We start from the raw sequence: 18,323 nt of genomic DNA, 5'->3' as shown, positions 1-18,323 counted from the left end.
TATAATTCACTATTTTACTAGGTGGGTTCCATCTGCAAGCTTTACAAAATAAACGGAACAATCTTTATTAAATTTTTCTTTGTAGGCCTTTGAAACTGATGCTTCAAACATTTCAGCCTTACCTTTTTCAATTAAATTAATTGTGCAGCCTCCAAAACCACCACCCATCATTCTAGCTCCAATAACATAACCACTTTCCTTAGCTTTTTCTACCAGAAAATCAAGCTCATCGCAGCTTACTTTATACTGTTCTGAAAGTCCTTTATGAGAGCAGTAAATTAAATCACCAAGCTTTTCAATGTCATTTTGTTCCATGGCCTTCGACGCTTTTTTGGCTCTTGCATTTTCTTGAATAACGTAAAGTGCTTTTTGATAATTAGCCGGTGTAACCTCGTCTTTTATTGATTCTAAGTCATCTTCTGTAGCATCGCGTAAAGCACTTACGTGTAAAATTTTCGCGATATTTTCACAGGCTGAACGTCTGTCATTATAAGCGCTATCAGATAAACTGTGTTTTACATTTGTATTTATTAAAAGTAATTCATGATTTTTAAATTCAATCTTAAAGGGTTTCGCTTTTATGGTCCTGCAATCTAGTAATAATGCATGATCCTTAACACCAAACATACTTGCATATTGGTCCATAATACCGCAATTTACTCCAACGTAATTGTGTTCTGCTTTTTGCGAAATAAAAATCATTTCTTCTTTTGTGAAACCTAAATCAAATAATTCATTTAGACCAAAGACAATACTGTTTTCTAGTGCAGCTGAAGAAGACATGCCGGCCCCACTAGGAATATTACCTTTAAATACAATATTGAAGTTGTCAACTACTTTATTTCTGTTTTTAATTTCGGCAATAACACCAAAAACATAATTTTCCCAACTACCTTCTTTTAATGGTTTTAATTCATCAAGTTTAAACTCAACCTTACTATTCATATCTAAGGCATAGGCGGTTGAAATTCCAGAATTGCTCTTTTGAAAAGCTGCTGCAATACCTTTATCTATTGCTGCTGGAAATACAAAACCGTCATTATAATCAGTGTGTTCTCCTATTATATTTATTCTGCCTGGTGAAAAGATTAGAAAAGGTTTAGTGTTGAACTCTGTAATGTAAAACTCTTTTACCTCGTTTATTAGCTTCGTGTTCATGCTTGTTTTTAATCTATTTTTAAACACCATGTTATATTGTAAGAGTCATTTGCTTTTAATACTTGTAAGCCTATTTCATTATTGAAACTATCAGAGACTCCAGTTGTTGGTTCAATGGCAATGGTGTTTTCCTTTGGAGGTGTGTAAATTTGTAAGAAATTATTATCTCCAGTTGCATTGAATGTTAAGTTGTATTTAGGTGTTTTAAAAACAACTTTATCTGAATTTAAAATCCAACAATCATCTAGTTGTTGGTTGCCTATTTTAATTGGTTCTTGTGTTGCTGTGTCAGTTATACCAGTAGTAATACATCGATTATCTAAAACAATTTTTTTTGAGCTATTAAATTCAATAGAACTATCAAATAAATTGTTACTTACAAAGTATGGATGCCACCCCACTGTAAATGGAAATTTTTTAATATCCGTATTTTTAACGGTTACATTTAAATCAAAATTTTCTTTACTGAAAATGTATTCTAACTGAATATTATAGGTGTATGGAAACGCGTTACATTTATTAGTTTCATTATATTCTAATTTGATTGAAGCCGAATCCTTATTTGTCTTTATGTTGACAATTTCAAATGTTTTATTGAATACCAAACCGTGTAAGGCATTGTTATTATCAGGTTCATTTATTTCAAATTGATAGGCTTTATTTTCAAAGGAGTACTTTCCATCTTTTATTCTATTTGCAAATGGGAATAGTATAGAGGAAGCATATGTGTTTGCATAGTCTAACGGTGATAAATCTTTTATAATTTCATGTCCACTTAGAGTAAGTTCAAATAAGCAGGCTCCTTTATCTAAGCAAATTTTAGCATACAGTTGGTGATTTGGGTTTTCAATTTCTAAAGTGTTTAATTTCTTATTTTGATTAATACTATACATTTACGGGCTATAAAGAGTTTCTAATAATTAAGCTATTTGGGTTTTCAATTTGAGCATTTTCTTTATTTAAAATCATTTCGGCAAGACGTTTTCCCATAGCGTTAAAATCTGTAGAAATAGTTGTGATACCACCTTCAACAATTTCTTTAAGTAAAGTGTCGTTGTATGAAATTATACCAATATCCTTACCAAGACAGAGTTGAGACTCTCTTGCTTTTTTGATTATTCTCAAAAGATTTTTATCATCTGGAATGATGTATAAATCCCCGGTGTCTGGAATGCGGTCTTTTAGAGTGTTTAAAATTGCATGTTCAAAATTGTTTGTTTTACAAAACTCTGAAAACCCAGTTAGTATACCCTGAGGTTGTTTGTTGCTAGTATTAACAAAAAACAAATTCTTATATTTTTCTATAAGATGTTTTGCTTCATTTAAATTGTTCAAAAGTGCATTCTTGAAATTTTGATAGATGGCAGGATATTCTAATAAATCGTCATGAATCTGGTCTAAAATATAAACCTTTTCATTGGGTAAATTTTTAATGTCATTATTAGTTTGCTCTAAATTAGCGGGCATAATAACATAGTAATTATAATCACCAATATTTTCCAATATTAATTTGCTAAAACTACTGCGGTTAAAATGATGAAAATAAATATCTACCTGTATATCACTTCCAAGGTTTTCTAAGAACGAATTGTATAAATCTTCTTTAAATGAATTTAGTTCGTCAAACAATAGAAATATTTTTTGGGTAACACTAATGTTCTCACTGGAAATGTAATAGCCTTTACCAACAACAGATTGAATAATCCCTCTGTTTTTAAGTTCATTAAAAGCAGTTAGAACAGTGTCTCTGGAAAGGTTGTGTTGTTTTTTTATATGGTTAATGGAAGGTATTTGATCTCCCTTTTTTAACCTGCCAGAAATTATTAACTCTTCAACAGAGTTAATAATCTGCTTGTACTTTGGGATGCCTATGTTGCTTTTAATTTTAATCATATTGTAAGCAAATATATGTATAAAATTCAAATAAAAACATACCAGACCCTACTAGTTTTTTTTTTTGTCAATAATTTGATGCTTTGTGTTATATAATTTCTATATTTGACCTGATTTACACCAACTAATAACTAAATAATTTATTATGACAGCTGGATTTGATATTTGGGACTATGTGGTTTTTATAACCTATGCAATATTAATTTTAGGAGTAGGGTTATGGGTGTCTAGAGATAAAAAAGGACATCAAAAAAATGCTGAAGATTATTTCCTGGCAAGTAAGTCTTTGCCATGGTGGGCTATTGGAGCGTCTTTAATTGCGGCTAATATTTCTGCTGAACAGTTTATTGGGATGTCTGGTTCTGGTTTTGCATCTGGTTTGGCTATTGCATCTTATGAATGGATGTCTGCCCTAACTTTAATTATAGTAGGTAAATACTTTTTACCTATTTTCATTGAAAAGGGACTTTATACCATACCTGAATTTGTTGAAAAGCGTTTTTCTACAAACTTAAAGACCATTTTAGCTGTATTCTGGATTGGTTTATATGTGTTTGTTAATTTGGCCTCTGTTCTTTATCTAGGCGCATTAGCTTTACAAACAATAATGGGGGTTCCTCTAATTTATGGAATTATTGGGCTAGCTTTATTTGCAGCGGCCTATTCTTTATATGGAGGCTTATCTGCTGTTGCATGGACAGATGTTATACAAGTAATCTTTCTTGTTTTGGGTGGTTTGGTAACAACCTATTTGGCATTAAATACGGTTTCTGGAGGAGAAGGATTTATGGCTGGGTTAACAAAGGTCTATGAAGCTGTTCCAGAGCGGTTTGAAATGATTTTGGATCAATCACATCCAGAATATAAAAATTTACCTGGTATTGCAGTGTTAGTTGGTGGTATGTGGGTTGCAAATTTATACTATTGGGGATTCAATCAATATATTATTCAAAGAACTTTAGCGGCCAAATCATTAAAAGAATCTCAGAAGGGAATTTTATTTGCAGCCTTTCTTAAATTATTAATACCATTAATAGTTGTGATACCTGGTATTGCAGCATATGTTATTATTAACGATCCAGAATTGATGGCTGGATTGGGCGAAATAGCCTTACAGAACTCACCTCTTGAGGTTAAAGATAATGCCTATCCATGGTTGCTTCAATTTTTACCAGTTGGGTTGAAGGGGGTTGCGTTTGCTGCCTTAGCGGCTGCTATTGTATCTTCTTTAGCGTCAATGTTAAATTCTACATCAACCATTTTTACAATGGATATTTATAAGCAATATATTAATAAGAATGCTGATGATAAAACAACCGTAAATACAGGAAGAATTTCTGCGGCTGTTGCATTAGTTATTGCATGTATAATGGCACCGCTTTTAGGGGGTATTGATCAGGCTTTTCAGTTTATTCAAGAATATACGGGTATAGTGAGTCCAGGTATTTTGGCTGTGTTTTTATTAGGTTTATTCTGGAAGAAAACAACAAATAAGGCTGCTATAGTTGGAGCTTTAGTGTCAATACCTATAGCGCTTTATTTCAAGATTGCCCCAAAGGGTTGGTCTACATCTCCTATTTTTGTAGATGTGCCTTTTATGGATCAAATGGGGTATACTTTATTGTTAACTATGCTTGTTATAATAGTGTATAGTTATAAGCAACATAAAGGTGCTAATGATGAAAAAGGTATTGTAATTACAAAACAATTATTTAAAACATCGCCTTTATTTAACGTTGGTGCGTTTGCAATAATGTTAATTCTTGCGGCTTTGTATGCTGTTTTTTGGTAAAAGCGTTTTAGGCTATTTTTTTTAAAAGTTTTTCTTAATGATGTGTCTTTTGAACGCATGAAGCCATTAGTTTCATGCTTCATTGGTTGCTCAATAATTTTGTTGTTCTGCAAAAAGGCTGAAAATTACATCTTAGGGGTAAACAGTCTCTCCTAATTATTTAACTTAAAATACAGCTTAAGCAAACACATTTATGTAAAGAAGTGTTTTCAGAATTAGAAAAAAGAATAAATCAGCAGGCTTTAGAAAAAAGCCAGAGCCACTAGCTGAATAAAATAATATTCTTAAAATTAGTATTTAAGTTTTGGTTAGTTAATTCTCATTAGTTTTTGAATCATAAGTGGTAGGATTTGAGCAATAATTATACTGAAAAGTATATTTCAAAGACTATCTTTTTCCTGTCTAAATTAAATTGGCTAAAAAAATGAAAAAAACCGTATTAGTTTTAATTTATGTTATTGCTTTTTGCAGTTGTTCCAAGGTGGAAAAAATGGAATTATCTTCTCCAAATGGAGAGGTTTTTGTTGAGCTTAGTAATTTTGAAAATAAAATAAAGTATAATCTTTATAATGGAGAAACAGATCTCATTTTAAATTCTGAAATTTCCATTCTGCAAGATGTAAAAGTAGAGGTGATAGATTCAAAAATTAATGAAGTTAACACAACATGGAAACCTGTTTGGGGCCAGTTTAGTGAAATTGAAAACCATTATAGAGAAATGGAAGTGTCGCTAAATTATGAAGGTACACATGCAACGCTTCTGATAAGAGCTTATAATAGAGGCGTTGCTTTCCGTTTTAAGGCAGATGATATTTCGGTTGATTTAAATCCTTCCTTTTTTATAGAATATGGTATGTCATCATCCAATAAAGTTTATTCACCGGCGGGAGAAGGACAACCCTATGGGCCTGTTGCAATATCCAATTTAGGAAAACCTCAGGAAAATGGAAAAGCCTATAAAATTAAGATGCCTTTAGTTGTAGAAAATCAGCAAAAGAACTTTTTATCACTATTGGAGTCAGATTTAATAAGTGCTCCCGGTTTTAAGGTTATTAATTTTACTTATGATGAACAAAGAGATATGTTGGTTTCTAATAATGCATTTAAGTCTGAAAAAGATAGTTTGGTCACGCCTTGGCGGCTTATACTACTAGAAGACCAAATAGGAGATTTGCTTACTAATACAGTGCCATTAAATGTAGCTGCTCCTAATCAAATTCAAGATGCCTCCTGGATTAAACCAGGGAAAACGCTTTGGGATTGGCGGGTACACGGTTTTACTACAAAAGATGGGTTTACCTATGGAATAGACAACGAAAGTTATTTCCGCTTTATAGATTTTGCAGCAGAAAATAATATTGAATATTTCCTCATTGATGATGCTTGGTACACCAAGGTAGAACCAGGAAAAATTACCATGTCTGAAAAATTAGATCTAGCTAAAGTAGCTGTCTATGCCGAGGAAAAAGGAGTAGAACTGATGTTGTATTATGATAGGAGACAAGGTAATTATGGAGATGAAGAGTTGTTTCCTTACTACCAATCTTTAGGTATGAAAGGCATTAAATATGGCTTTATGGGTTCAAATGTACCATTCACAAGAGATGCTATACGATTAAGTGCAGAAAGTAATTTATTAATTGATTTTCATGATGGACCCGTGCCATTTACTGGAGTTACAAGGACTTATCCAAATGCTATCACAAGAGAGTTTTGTCATGCACAACAAGATTCTAGACGTGCATTTACGCCAAAAACATTTATTAGAATGGCATTAATTAATGCATTACAAGGGCCATTGGATATGAATAACGGTATTTTCGATATTTCAAGCGTTAACGCTGGAGAAAGAGATAAAGGTCCAAGAAAATTAAATTCCTTACACACTACGGTTACAGCAGAAGCAGCAAGGACTTTAATAATATTTAGTGGTTTGGTATGTATTCCAGATGCACCTGAAGCCTATACTGAAAAACAAGATTTATTTGAATTTATCCAAGAAATGCCTGTTGGTAAATGGGATGAAACTAAAATATTGCACGCCAAAATGGATGGATACATTTCTACTGCTAGACGTCATGGTGACCAATGGTTTATAGGGTCGGTACATAATGAAGGAGGTACACTAGACATTGCTTTAGATTTTCTAAAAGAAGGTGAAAATTACATTATTACCTATTATGAAGATACTAAGAACACAAACAGTAAAACCAATCCAGAAGCATATCAAGTTAGAATTACAAGTGCAAAAAAAGGTGATATAGTAAAAGCTAAAATGGTTGCTGGTGGTGGTCATTGCATGTGGATTAGACCGGAATAAAGTTTATAACCTATGAATAAAATAATATACTTAGTAGTACTGATATTACTAGCTTCTTGCAAAACTAAAAAAGAAGAGCCTGTAGCAGTAACCAAACCCAACATTCTTTTTGTAGTAGTAGACGATTTGGGTTATGCTGATTTAAGTGTTATGGGTAGTAAGTATTATGAAACATCGAACATTGATGCTATAGCAAAATCTGGAAATATTTTCACTAATGGTTATGCAACATGTGCTGTTTGTAGTCCGTCCAGGGCAAGTTTGTTAAATGGTCAGTTTACAGCAAGACACGGACTTACGCAATTTGATGGTGCCCCCTCAAGTCAGGAATGGAAAAAAAAGAATCGTCATACCAAATTATTACCACCGGAATATAAACACCATTTAGACCAAGACGATGTAACCTTACCCGAAGTATTAAAGGAGAATGGGTATGCTACCTTTTTTGCTGGTAAATGGCACTTAGGTAGCGAAGCAGATAAATCCTTGCCTACCAATCATGGTTTCGATATTAACCAAGGCGGTTACGAACGGGGTGGTCCCTACAGCGGAGGCTATTTTTCACCATTCAACAACCCGCAAATGGAAGATTATGAAGACGAAAAAGGTATGTCTTTTTCCATGAAATTAGCAAAGGAAACTTCCAAATTCATTGAAAAAAATAAGGATACTACATTTTTAGCCTACTTGTCTTTTTATGCGGTGCATTCTCCCATTCAAACAACAAAAGAAAAGTGGAAAAAGTATAGAGACAAAGCTGAACAAATGGGAGTCGCTGATAAAGGTTTTGAAATGGAACGCATTCTACCGGCAAGAAAATATCAAGATAATCCCGTTTATGCTGGTTTGATTGAACAAGTTGATGATGCTGTTGGAAGTGTATTGCAAACTCTGAAAAAAAATGGCTTAGATAAAAATACAATTGTGGTTTTTACCTCAGACAATGGAGGTGTAACCTCTGGAGATAATTTTTCTACTAATCAACTTGAACTAAGAGGGGGTAAAGGTTATCAATGGGAAGGAGGTCTGCGTGTACCATACTTTATTTATGTGCCGTGGATGGAGCAAAATGGAGGCTTGATTGAAACACCAGTATCCGGTGCCGATTTGTACCCAACACTTTTAGACTTGGCTAACATTCCTCTAAAACCCGAAGAGCATGCAGATGGCGTGAGTTTGAAACCATTATTAAATGGAGGGGAAATAGCAGAAAGACCTTTGTATTGGCACTATCCGCATTATGGAAACCAAGGAGGAGAACCTGTTTCTATTATTAGAAAAGGTAATTGGAAACTAATACATTATTGGGAAGACGAACATCAAGAATTATATAATTTAAGAGCTGATGTAGGAGAACAGAATAATCAATTTGATGAAAATAGAACACTAGCCTTAGCTATGAAAGAAGAATTAATGAATTGGTTAAAAGAAATGGATACACATTATGCTTCTGAAGACCTCGAATGGGATAAAGAAGCTAGGAGAAAGCGATTAGAAAACCATAGAACGAAACTCATGCCTCGGTTGGAAAAACATAGAAAAGAAATGTTAAGCAAAGATTGGCAACCTAATGATGATTGGTGGGGTAGTGACATTAAAAATTAACAGAATAGAAAGAAAATGAATTTTAAAGTAAGAATATTTCAGTTATTAATGGGCTTTGTTTTTTGTGTTGGTTATTCACAACAAAACCAGTGGCCTGTACTGAAAACTTATGATCAAGACCATATCCAAAAAATTAAAATGCCTGTGGGTGGTATTGGTACGGGAACCATTTCACTAACAGGGCGCGGTTCTTTTGAAGATTGGGAAATTATGAATCGTCCGGCAAAGGGTTTTAATCCTACCTTAGAAAATAGAGGGCCGGCAAAGCAAAAAGGCCCCTTCTTTGCTATATATATAGAAGATGGAGATGGCAAAAAACAAACCCGACTATTAGAAGGCCCTCCAGATGAGGCTTCTTATGAAGGGGCGTGGGGAGCTAATTCAAATCATCATGGATTGCCGCGATTCGGTAATGCAACATTTAAAGCTGCTTATCCTTTTGGTCAAGTATTGTTGAGTGATAATAACCTGCCTGTTGAGGTTATGGTAGGTGCATTCAATCCATTAATTCCGGGGAATATAGATGACAGCAGTATCCCTATGGCTATTCTTAATTATACTGTTAAAAACACCAATGAAAAGGATCTTGTAATTTCTATAGCTGGTACCATTCAAAACTTTATTGGATTTGATGGAACTAGAGGAAAAGCAATAAACAATAAAAATACTTACAGAGAAGATAATGGTGTAAAAGGTATTCATTACACTACAGAGGGTGTAAACCCAGAGAGTGAGCAATGGGGAAGTATGAGTTTTGTGTCGCTAAACGAAGAAAAAACAACCCATCGTACAGCATGGCAAAAGATGGTAAGCCGATGGGATAAAAAAAGATTGGATTATTGGGATGATTTTAGCGATGATGGTGTATTGGAAAAGCGAATAAATGATGAAGCAAATGCACCTTTAGGCTCATTAGCAGTTAAAACCACTTTAAAAGCTGGTGAAGAAAAGAATTTTCGTTTCTTAATTACTTGGCACTTTCCTAACCGGCAAACTTGGGATAAACCAGGTTTTCAAAAGTATATTAAAGCCACAGTTGGCAATTATTATACTACTAAATATAAAGATTCATGGGATGTCGTTTCTAAAACGTTGTCGCGCTTAGATATGCTAGAAAATCAAACAAAAGCATTTGTAAATGCCTTAATTAAAAGTGATATACCATTTGAAATAAAAGAATCAGCACTTTTTAATTTGGCACATCTAAGAACTCAATTGGCATTTCGTATAAAAAGTGGGCAATTATTAGGTTGGGAAGGTGTTTTTGATGACCGAGGATCTTGTTTTGGTTCATGTACACATGTTTGGAATTATGAACAGACTACAGCCTTTTTATTTGGAGAGTTGGCTAAAACCATGCGTGATGTGGAATATGGTTACGCAACCGATGAAACAGGCTTAATGAGCTTTAGAGTGTATTTGCCCTTAGAGGAAGGACAAAAATGGGGGAAAGCTGCAGCCGATGGACAAATGGGAGCAATTATGAAATTCTATAGGGATTGGCAATTGTCTGGAGATGATGCATTTCTAAAAAAGCATTGGCCCATGGTGAAAAAATCATTAGAATTTTGTTGGATTCCTGGAGGTTGGGATGCCAATAAAGATGGTGTCATGGAAGGTTCACAACACAACACCATGGACGTAGAATATTTTGGACCCAATCCGCAAATGGGATTCTGGTATTTAGGAGCTTTAAGAGCTTCTGAGGAAATAGCTACTTATTTGGGAGAAAATAAATTCGCAAAAAGGTGTAGAGCAATCTACAAAAAAGGATCTAAGTGGATGGACGAAAACTTGTTTAACGGTGAATATTATGAACAACATATTCAACCGCCAATGTCAGCTAAAAATGTAGCGCCCTCGTTGATAGGTGCTACCTCAGGTCTTAAAGCTACAGATTTTACATCTCCCGATTTTCAGTTAGGAAAAGGTGTTTTGGTAGATCAATTAGTTGGTCAGTTTTTTTCACATCTTGTAGGATTAGGGTATTTGGCCAAAGAAGAAAATATAAAAACAGCGCTTCAATCCATAATGAAGTACAATTATGTTGAGAACATGACATCTCATGCTAATTTCCATAGGTCTTATGCATTAGGTGATGAATCGGCATTGCTTATGGCGGCTTATCCAGATGAACGACCAGAAAAACCATTTCCTTATTATACTGAAGTGATGACAGGTTTTGAATACACAGCAGCCATTGGCATGTTGCAAGAAGGACAAACAGAAGAAGGTCTAAAATGTATTAGAAATATAAGAGACCGTTATGATGGCCGTAAAAGGAGTCCGTTTAACGAAGCAGAAGCTGGACATCATTATGCACGTAGTATGATTGCTTGGGCAGGTGTTTTGGCCAGTACAAAATTCCATTATTCAGCCATTAATAAATCCATGTCATTTACATCTAAACCTGGAACCTATTTCTGGAGTAATGGTTACAGTTGGGGAACTTGTGAGGTGAAAAATAATGAGGCTATTTTAAAAGTAATTCAAGGACAATTAGAATTGAATAGTTTTTCATTAGATGGTTTGGGTACAAAAAAGTTAAAGAGACAATTAATAAATAGTTCCGAAACATTGAATATAAAATTTTAATCATAAAAAATGAGAGTCATTTTAATCTTAGGGTGTTTAGTTTTAATGAGTTCTTGCGGTTTTTTTAAAGAAGCTAAATCTAAAGGAGATACCCCAAATGTAGTTATCATCTTCACCGATGACCAAGGCTATGGGGATTTGAGCTGTTTTGGTGGCGAGCACGTTTACACACCTAATATAGACCAAATGGCTAAGGATGGTGCAAAATTGACCAGTTTTTATGTGGCTTCTCCCTTATGTACACCCTCTAGAGCTGCTTTAATGACGGGTTCATATCCTAGAAGAGTAAGTATGGAGCCACCTTCTAGTTTAGAAGTGAATCGTCCTAATATTCCGAAAGGAAAAAAATTTCCGGTTTGTTTAGCGGCTGATGCTAATGGCCTAAATCCAGATGAAGTTACCATAGCAGAAATTGCAAAAACTGCTGGGTACAGAACAGGAATGTTTGGAAAGTGGCATTTAGGAGATCAACCAGAGTTTTTACCAACCAAACAAGGATTTGATGAGTTTTTTGGCTTGCCTTACAGTCATGATATCGCTCCAACACATCCAAGGCAGCACGTTTTTAAGTTTCCTTCTCTTCCTTTGTTAGAAGGAGAAAAGGTGATAGAAATGAACCCTAATCCAGATTATTTAACCAAAAGAATTACAAATAAGGCAGTCGATTTCATAAAGAATCATAAAGATGAGAATTTCTTGCTGTACATTCCTCATCCGCTACCTCACAGGCCATGGGCTGCATCCAATGAAATCAAAGAGAAATACAAACAGGTCTTAACAAATGAACAAAAACTATCACCAACTATGTATGCTACAGCTGTTTATGACATTGATTGGTCCGTAGGACAAATATTATCAACCCTAAAAGAACAAGGAATTGATAATAATACCATTGTATTGTTTACCAGTGATAATGGTCCAGCCGGTAACGGTGGTTCTGCCAAACCTTTGAGTGGTCGTAAAGGACAAACTTTAGAAGGAGGAATGAGAATGCCTACAGTAATTAAATGGCCAAATAAAATAAAGGCTGGAATTGAGATTGATGAGCTAATAACCACAATGGATATCCTACCTACATTCGCAAAATTGATAGAGGCAGAACTACCTAATGATCGAATTATAGATGGGAAAGACATTTTGCCGGTACTTACAGAAGGTGCAAATAGTCCGCATGAATATTTTTTCTACTCGCATTGGGGAACCTTAGAAGCAGTGAGATGGAAAGATTGGAAACTTCGAATCATTAAAGGAGAAGAGTCGCTATTTAATTTATCAACAGACATTTCCGAAAAAATAAACATCAAAGACCAACACCCAAAAATTGTTGCAGAACTAAAAGAGGCTATGCAAAATTTTGAAATAGAAGTAACAAAAAATACACGCCCTGTGGGTAAGGTTGAAAACCCTAAACCATTAACCCTTAATTAAAACAAAAAGATTATGCTAGCTAGAAACTTTATAATGAAGACAATTAGTCTCCGCGGGATGTTCTTGGTTATTTTTATTTGTTCTATAGCAGGTTTTGTGCAAGCACAAAATACCGAAGCGAATAAGTCTGTGTTAATCACAGGTGCTAATCGTGGATTAGGCTTAGAGCTTTGTAAACAATTTATAAAGGATGGTTATACGGTATATGGGACGGCTCGAAAGCCTAGTGAAGCAGTTGAGCTTAAGGCAACAGGTTCAATAGTTTTGCAATTGGATGTGACATCTGAAGAAAGTATAGAAGCATTGGCAGAATCTTTAAAAGGAAAACCACTTGATATACTAATTAACAATGCAGGTTATTTTGGACCGAATAAAATTGGTACTAAGATGGATAACATTCATAACCTTACACGTAAAGAAATAGAAATGTGTTTTGCCGTAAATACTATGGGTCCCATTTTCGTTACTCAGGCCTTATTACCCAATTTAGAAATGGGAGATACCAAAAAGATTATCAATATGTCTACGCGTTCAAGCATTATTAGTAATGCAAGAGGAGGCGCTTGGGGTTACCGGGTTTCTAAGGCGGGACTTAATATGGTAACCAGTACCTTACACGGAGAGCTATATAAAAAAGGTTTTATTGTAGTTTCGGTTGCGCCTGGGCATAATAAAACAGATATGGGGACAGAACGAGGAAAATTAATGCCCGAAGAGTCCATGCCGCTTTTAAAAAAGGTAATTGAAGAACTTACCCCAGAACAATCTAGTGGTTTTTGGTATTATAATGGCAAAGAGCTGCCTTGGTAATTTATCAAATGAATGATAATTAAAAAAACACAATGAATTTAAAAACCTTATTTACTAGTCTTACTCAAATAAAGCCTTCTGAGGTTCGGGGTGTTTTACTGTCATTTTTATTTGTCTTTATTTTGATGGCGTCATACATGATTTTAAGACCAGTAAGGGATGCGCTCCCAAGTGATTGGGGAGATGTTAGTTTGGCAGTTCAATGGTCTTTTACCTTTGTGATTTCTACCATAACAGTATCGGTTTACAATTTTTTTGCCTCTAAAATTTTACTTCAAAAATTAGTACCTGGAGTATTTGTTTTTTTTGCGTTAAGCTTTTTTTCAATTTTTATTCTAAGCAAAACAGGTTTTAATCCAGGTTTACTGGGAAAAGTATTTTATGTTTGGACTAGTGTTTTTGCTCTTTTTCATATTTCTACATTTTGGAGTTTTACATCTCAAGCATACACTAAAGAAGAAAGTAAAAGGGTATTCGGTTTTATTAATACAGGAGCTAGTGTAGGAGCCATTACGGGTCCATTACTAGTGATATTGTTAGTTAAAAATGTACCGTTAGAAACTGTTTTATTAATTACTAGTGTGTCTTTGATTCTAGTGCTTCCCATTATTTCAATTTTAAATAAAGTTCGCAAAAAATCAGGATCGAAACATGAGGCGACCAAAGGAAATTTGAATCCAAACCCTTTTAGCGGATTTCAGGATTTAGTTACTAATAGACAGTTGCTTAATATTTCACTTTTCATTTTCTTGTTTTCTGGTATAAGTTCGTTCTTGTACATTGCTCAAAATGAGGTTTTAGTTGATTATTCTAGAAGTGAACGAAGAGAATTGTTGGGCTCACTTGATTTAGCAGTAAATACCTTAACAATATTATTAGGTATTTTCTTTACCAATCGTATTACCCGTAAGTTTGGTTTATCTACAGCACTTTCTGTGGTTCCCTTCTTCATTGCGTTAACGCTTTTATTGTTGAGTCTTAATCCGGCAGTGATGTTCGTTTTGGCCCTTCAATTATTGAGAAAATCAGGTAATTATGCTATTACTAGACCTGCTAGAGAAATTCTGTATACGGGAGTTAGCAAAGAAGCGCGTTTCAAAACGAAACCAATAATTGATGTTGCAATTTATAGGGGAGGTGATGTTTTTTGGATATGGGCATTAGCATTTTTAGGTGATGGATATTTTAACTTGAGTTTAAGTGAAAAATTGTGGATTGGTGCTGCTATAGCCATAATTTGGGGTGTTTTAGGTGTACGGTTAGGTAGAAGATATGAACAAGAAGATAAGCTTTAAATGATTCATATGAGAAAACACCAAATATTAGTTATAACTACCTATTTAGTGATTTTTAATTTGAGTAAGACTATAGTCCGACCCATAACTTCAAACAACAATTAATCATTTAATAAAGAAATTCAATATAGAATTATGAACCCATTAAGATTACTTTGTTTTACCTTGATTATAAGTTTTAGTGGTTTTTTAAACGCACAACAAAATAGTTGGCCAGTACTTAAAACTTATGATCAAAATCATACAGATAGAATAGCTATGCCAGTTGGGGGTATTGGAACGGGAACCATTTCCTTAACAGGAAGAGGTGCTCTGGAAGATTGGGAAATTATGAGTCGGCCTGCAAAGGGTTATAATCCAAAATATGCAGGTGTTGCTGTTATAAATCGTGCACCATTTTTCTCTATTTATCTTAAGGAAGAAGGTAAAGAAGGGCAAGCATTACTTTTAGAAGGTCCAGCACCTACTAAATATGATGAAGGTTTTTATGGGTCTAAAGCACCAAACCACGGACTACCTCGTTTTGCGGAGTCTAGATTTCAAACGGCTTATCCTTTTGGTCAAGTGTTGTTACAAGATAAAGATTTGCCTGTAGAAGTTACGGTTGGAGCATTTAATCCATTAATACCTGGAAATACAGACTATAGTAGCCTTCCAATGGCAGTATTAAGTTATAAGGTAAAAAACACCAGTGAAAAACCGATTACTATTTCTTTAGCAGGTAACATTCCTAACTTCATAGGATTTGATGGCAAGGAAGGAAAAGCATATCAAAATAAAAATACGTACAGGGAAGAAAATGGTTTAAAAGGCATTCATTATACGGCCGGTGACGACGTAGATAAAGAAAGTTATCAATATGGAACGTTTAGCTTGACAACAAATAGCGAAGGCGAAATATCTTATCGAACCGCATGGCAACCTGGTGAGTGGGGGAATAGTACTTTGGAATTTTGGGACGACTATACCGATGATGGTAAACTGGAAGAACGAACGTCTGAACAAAAAAATAATATGGGCTCGTTGGCAGTTAAAACAATTTTAGCTCCTAATGAAACAAAGGATATTAGATTTTTTATTACCTGGAATTTTCCTAATCGTCCCGCATGGAGTAATGCAAAGTCTAATGTGGGTAATTATTACGCTACTCAGTATTCCGATTCTTGGGAAGTCGCACAGAAAAATGTTAAAAGAATTCCGGACTTGGAAAAACAAACCAAAACCTTTGTAGAAGCATTTATTAGTAGTGATATCCCAGAAATTGTAAAAGAAGCCGCTTTGTTCAATTTGGCACACTTTAGAACACAACTGGCTTTTAAAACCAAATCAGGTTATTATTTGGGTTGGGAAGGTATCAAGGATAACGATGGAAGCGGTACCGGAACATGCACGCACGTTTGGAATTACGAACAAACCATTCCGTTTTTATTCGGAGATATTGCGCAAAATATGCGCGAAGTGGAATTTGGATATGCCACTGATGAGAACGGATTGATGAGCTATCGCATACATTTACCATTGGAAACGAAGGCTACAAGTTTTGGATTGGCTGCTGCTGACGGACAGATGGGAAGTATAATGAAATACTACCGAGAATGGCAACTTTCAGGTGATGATGCATTTTTGAAAAAGCACTTGTCAAATGTGAAAAAGGCTTTGGAATTCTGTTGGATTCCAAAAGGGTGGGATCCTGATAAAGATGGCGTTATGGAAGGCAGTCAGCATAACACCATGGATGTGGAATATTTTGGACCCAACCCACAAATGGGATTGTGGTATTTGGGTGCCTTACGAGCTTCCGAAAAAATGGCGAACTATATAGGAGATAGAAAATTTGCTAAAACTTGTAGGGCTTTATATGAAAATGGTTCAAAATGGATGGATGAAAATCTGTTTAATGGTGAATATTATGTGCAGGAAATAGTACCTCCAATGCATCTTGATAGTATTGCAAAAGGACTTATACGAGTAAAAAGACGATTGGTTGCAGACGACCCACAATATCAGTTGGGAGAAGGTGTACTTGTAGACCAATTGGTAGGGCAAGTAATGGCTCACATATTAGACTTAGGCTATTTGGTGGACAAGGATAACGTTAAAAAAACCAATGCATCTATTTTAAAATACAACTACCGAGAAAACCTGATGAAGCATCCCAACTTTATGCGTTCGTATGCCTATGGTAACGAGTCAGCATTATTGATGGCTGATTATCCTGGGAAAAGACCCAAACAACCCTTTCCATATTTTACTGAAGTAATGACTGGATTCGAACATACGGCGGCAGTAGCTATGTTGTATGAAGGCCAAATAGAGGAAGGTTTAAAAACCATTCAAGATATTCGCAATCGTTATGATGGTAAAAAGCGAAACCCCTTTAACGAGGCAGAATATGGGCATCATTATGCCAGAAGTATGATGGCTTGGGGAGGCGTATTGGCAAGTACAGGATTTCATTATTCAGGTGTTGATAAATCCATAAAATTTACTTCTAAATCGGGTGTTTATTTCTGGAGCAACGGCTATAGTTGGGGCTCTTGCGAAGTAAAAAATAAGTCGGCAAAAATAAACGTGCTTTATGGGCAATTGGAACTTAAAAGTTTCACGCTTAAAGGTCTTGGGAAAAAGAAGCTAAGGCGCAAAACTATTTCAAATGGAGAAAGTTTAACTGTTGATTTTTAATAGTATGAAAAATTTGAGGGTATCTTTTGTTGTATTGGTTTTAGTGGTTGCCTTATTAAGTTTTAAGCAGCCAAAACCTAAAGTTTTAATTATTGGCGATTCCATTTCAAATGGTTATACGCCCTTTGTTAAGGAAGAGTTGAAAGACATGGCTGAGGTACATCATAACCCCGGAAATGCAAAACATACGGGTAATGGTTTAAAGTATATAGAGTCTTGGTTGGCAGATGGCGACTGGGATATTATTCATTTTAATTGGGGCTTATGGGATTTATGTTATCGGCACCCCGATTCAAAAGTTCAAGGAAAAAGGGATAAAGTAAATGGAACTATTACATTTAGTCCTGAGGAATATGAGAATAATCTTGAAGCTCTTGTTAAACTCATAAAGCGTCATTCTGATGCAGAATTAATTTTCGCAACAACCACCTACGTTCCAGAAAAAGAAGCAGGACGGTTTCAGGAAGATGCCATAACCTATAATGGTATAGCCAAAAAAATAATGAAAGCGAATGGGGTGAAAATCAATGATGTTTTTGAAGCTTCCAAAGTAATACATGCTGATTTCGGGATAGGTAATGATGATGTACATTATACAAAAAAGGGCTATGAATTGTTAGGAGAACATATTTCAGAATTTTTAAAACAAGCAATAGAGTAGATGCTTTTAAAGATTATAGGAAAACGAAACAATTATAATAAAAATACCATATCAATATCATATTAACTAAGTAAACTAAACCAA

General features: G+C 34.9%; 12 protein-coding genes. 9 read left to right on the top strand and 3 right to left on the bottom strand.

All coding sequences use genetic code 11. The features are described from left to right. Positions 1–9: 9 nt before the first annotated feature. The 3 genes from galK to N1F78_RS03085 are packed head-to-tail and all read right to left on the bottom strand — an operon-like array spanning position 10 to position 3,051. Positions 10–1,158, bottom strand: coding sequence for a galactokinase (galK, locus tag N1F78_RS03095; protein WP_406684732.1), 1,149 nt, complete (start codon positions 1,156–1,158; stop codon positions 10–12). 8 nt (positions 1,159–1,166) lie between these two features. Beyond that, a complete protein-coding gene (locus N1F78_RS03090; protein ID WP_406684731.1) occupies positions 1,167–2,051 on the bottom strand; it encodes an aldose 1-epimerase in 885 nt (294 codons plus the stop codon). A 7-nt stretch (positions 2,052–2,058) separates the two neighbouring features. Continuing rightward, complete coding sequence (locus tag N1F78_RS03085) at positions 2,059–3,051, bottom strand: GntR family transcriptional regulator (RefSeq protein WP_406684730.1); 993 nt, start codon at positions 3,049–3,051, stop codon at positions 2,059–2,061. A 145-nt stretch (positions 3,052–3,196) separates the two neighbouring features. Here N1F78_RS03085 and N1F78_RS03080 point away from each other — a divergent pair, with 145 nt between their 5' ends. The 9 genes from N1F78_RS03080 to N1F78_RS03040 all read left to right on the top strand — a co-directional run bounded on the left by N1F78_RS03080 (position 3,197) and on the right by N1F78_RS03040 (position 18,239). Beyond that, the gene (locus tag N1F78_RS03080; RefSeq protein WP_406684729.1) at positions 3,197–4,843 is read left to right on the top strand and encodes a sodium/sugar symporter; all 1,647 of its coding nucleotides are present in this window, start codon (positions 3,197–3,199) and stop codon (positions 4,841–4,843) included. Between the two features lie 424 nt (positions 4,844–5,267). Beyond that, positions 5,268–7,163: a glycoside hydrolase family 97 catalytic domain-containing protein gene (locus N1F78_RS03075; protein WP_406684728.1), complete on the top strand. Its 1,896-nt coding sequence runs from the start codon at positions 5,268–5,270 to the stop codon at positions 7,161–7,163. Between the two features lie 12 nt (positions 7,164–7,175). Then, a complete protein-coding gene (locus N1F78_RS03070; protein ID WP_406684727.1) occupies positions 7,176–8,768 on the top strand; it encodes a sulfatase in 1,593 nt (530 codons plus the stop codon). 15 nt (positions 8,769–8,783) lie between these two features. Then, the gene (locus N1F78_RS03065) at positions 8,784–11,363 is read left to right on the top strand and encodes a GH116 family glycosyl-hydrolase (RefSeq protein ID WP_406684726.1); all 2,580 of its coding nucleotides are present in this window, start codon (positions 8,784–8,786) and stop codon (positions 11,361–11,363) included. Positions 11,364–11,372: 9 nt separating this feature from the next. After that, on the top strand, positions 11,373–12,791 hold the full coding sequence (locus N1F78_RS03060; protein WP_406684725.1) for a sulfatase: 1,419 nt from the start codon (positions 11,373–11,375) through the stop codon (positions 12,789–12,791). Positions 12,792–12,848: 57 nt separating this feature from the next. Next, positions 12,849–13,601 (top strand): SDR family oxidoreductase, encoded by a 753-nt coding sequence (locus tag N1F78_RS03055; protein WP_406684724.1) that lies wholly within the window; start codon positions 12,849–12,851, stop codon positions 13,599–13,601. A gap of 32 nt (positions 13,602–13,633) precedes the next feature. Further along, positions 13,634–14,896, top strand: a complete 1,263-nt coding sequence (locus tag N1F78_RS03050) for an NTP/NDP exchange transporter (RefSeq protein WP_406684723.1) — start codon at positions 13,634–13,636, stop codon at positions 14,894–14,896. Positions 14,897–15,031: 135 nt separating this feature from the next. Then, positions 15,032–17,578, top strand: coding sequence for a GH116 family glycosyl-hydrolase (locus N1F78_RS03045; RefSeq protein WP_406684722.1), 2,547 nt, complete (start codon positions 15,032–15,034; stop codon positions 17,576–17,578). A gap of 4 nt (positions 17,579–17,582) precedes the next feature. After that, positions 17,583–18,239 (top strand): SGNH/GDSL hydrolase family protein, encoded by a 657-nt coding sequence (locus N1F78_RS03040; RefSeq protein WP_406684721.1) that lies wholly within the window; start codon positions 17,583–17,585, stop codon positions 18,237–18,239. Positions 18,240–18,323: the final 84 nt, after the last annotated feature.

This window comes from Seonamhaeicola sp. MEBiC01930 (genome assembly GCF_045277075.1).
GTDB lineage: Bacteria > Bacteroidota > Bacteroidia > Flavobacteriales > Flavobacteriaceae > Seonamhaeicola.
This window is presented reverse-complemented; position numbering and strand designations above follow the sequence as displayed.

Excerpts from the sequence above, each read along its gene's own strand:
- galK (WP_406684732.1), bottom strand. The coding sequence starts at position 1,158 with ATGAACACGAAGCTAATAAACGAGGTAAAAGAGTTTTACATTACAGAG.
- N1F78_RS03090 (WP_406684731.1), bottom strand. The coding sequence starts at position 2,051 with ATGTATAGTATTAATCAAAATAAGAAATTAAACACTTTAGAAATTGAA.
- N1F78_RS03085 (WP_406684730.1), bottom strand. The coding sequence starts at position 3,051 with ATGATTAAAATTAAAAGCAACATAGGCATCCCAAAGTACAAGCAGATT.
- N1F78_RS03080 (WP_406684729.1), top strand. The coding sequence starts at position 3,197 with ATGACAGCTGGATTTGATATTTGGGACTATGTGGTTTTTATAACCTAT.
- N1F78_RS03075 (WP_406684728.1), top strand. The coding sequence starts at position 5,268 with ATGAAAAAAACCGTATTAGTTTTAATTTATGTTATTGCTTTTTGCAGT.
- N1F78_RS03070 (WP_406684727.1), top strand. The coding sequence starts at position 7,176 with ATGAATAAAATAATATACTTAGTAGTACTGATATTACTAGCTTCTTGC.
- N1F78_RS03065 (WP_406684726.1), top strand. The coding sequence starts at position 8,784 with ATGAATTTTAAAGTAAGAATATTTCAGTTATTAATGGGCTTTGTTTTT.
- N1F78_RS03060 (WP_406684725.1), top strand. The coding sequence starts at position 11,373 with ATGAGAGTCATTTTAATCTTAGGGTGTTTAGTTTTAATGAGTTCTTGC.
- N1F78_RS03055 (WP_406684724.1), top strand. The coding sequence starts at position 12,849 with ATGTTCTTGGTTATTTTTATTTGTTCTATAGCAGGTTTTGTGCAAGCA.
- N1F78_RS03050 (WP_406684723.1), top strand. The coding sequence starts at position 13,634 with ATGAATTTAAAAACCTTATTTACTAGTCTTACTCAAATAAAGCCTTCT.
- N1F78_RS03045 (WP_406684722.1), top strand. The coding sequence starts at position 15,032 with ATGAACCCATTAAGATTACTTTGTTTTACCTTGATTATAAGTTTTAGT.
- N1F78_RS03040 (WP_406684721.1), top strand. The coding sequence starts at position 17,583 with ATGAAAAATTTGAGGGTATCTTTTGTTGTATTGGTTTTAGTGGTTGCC.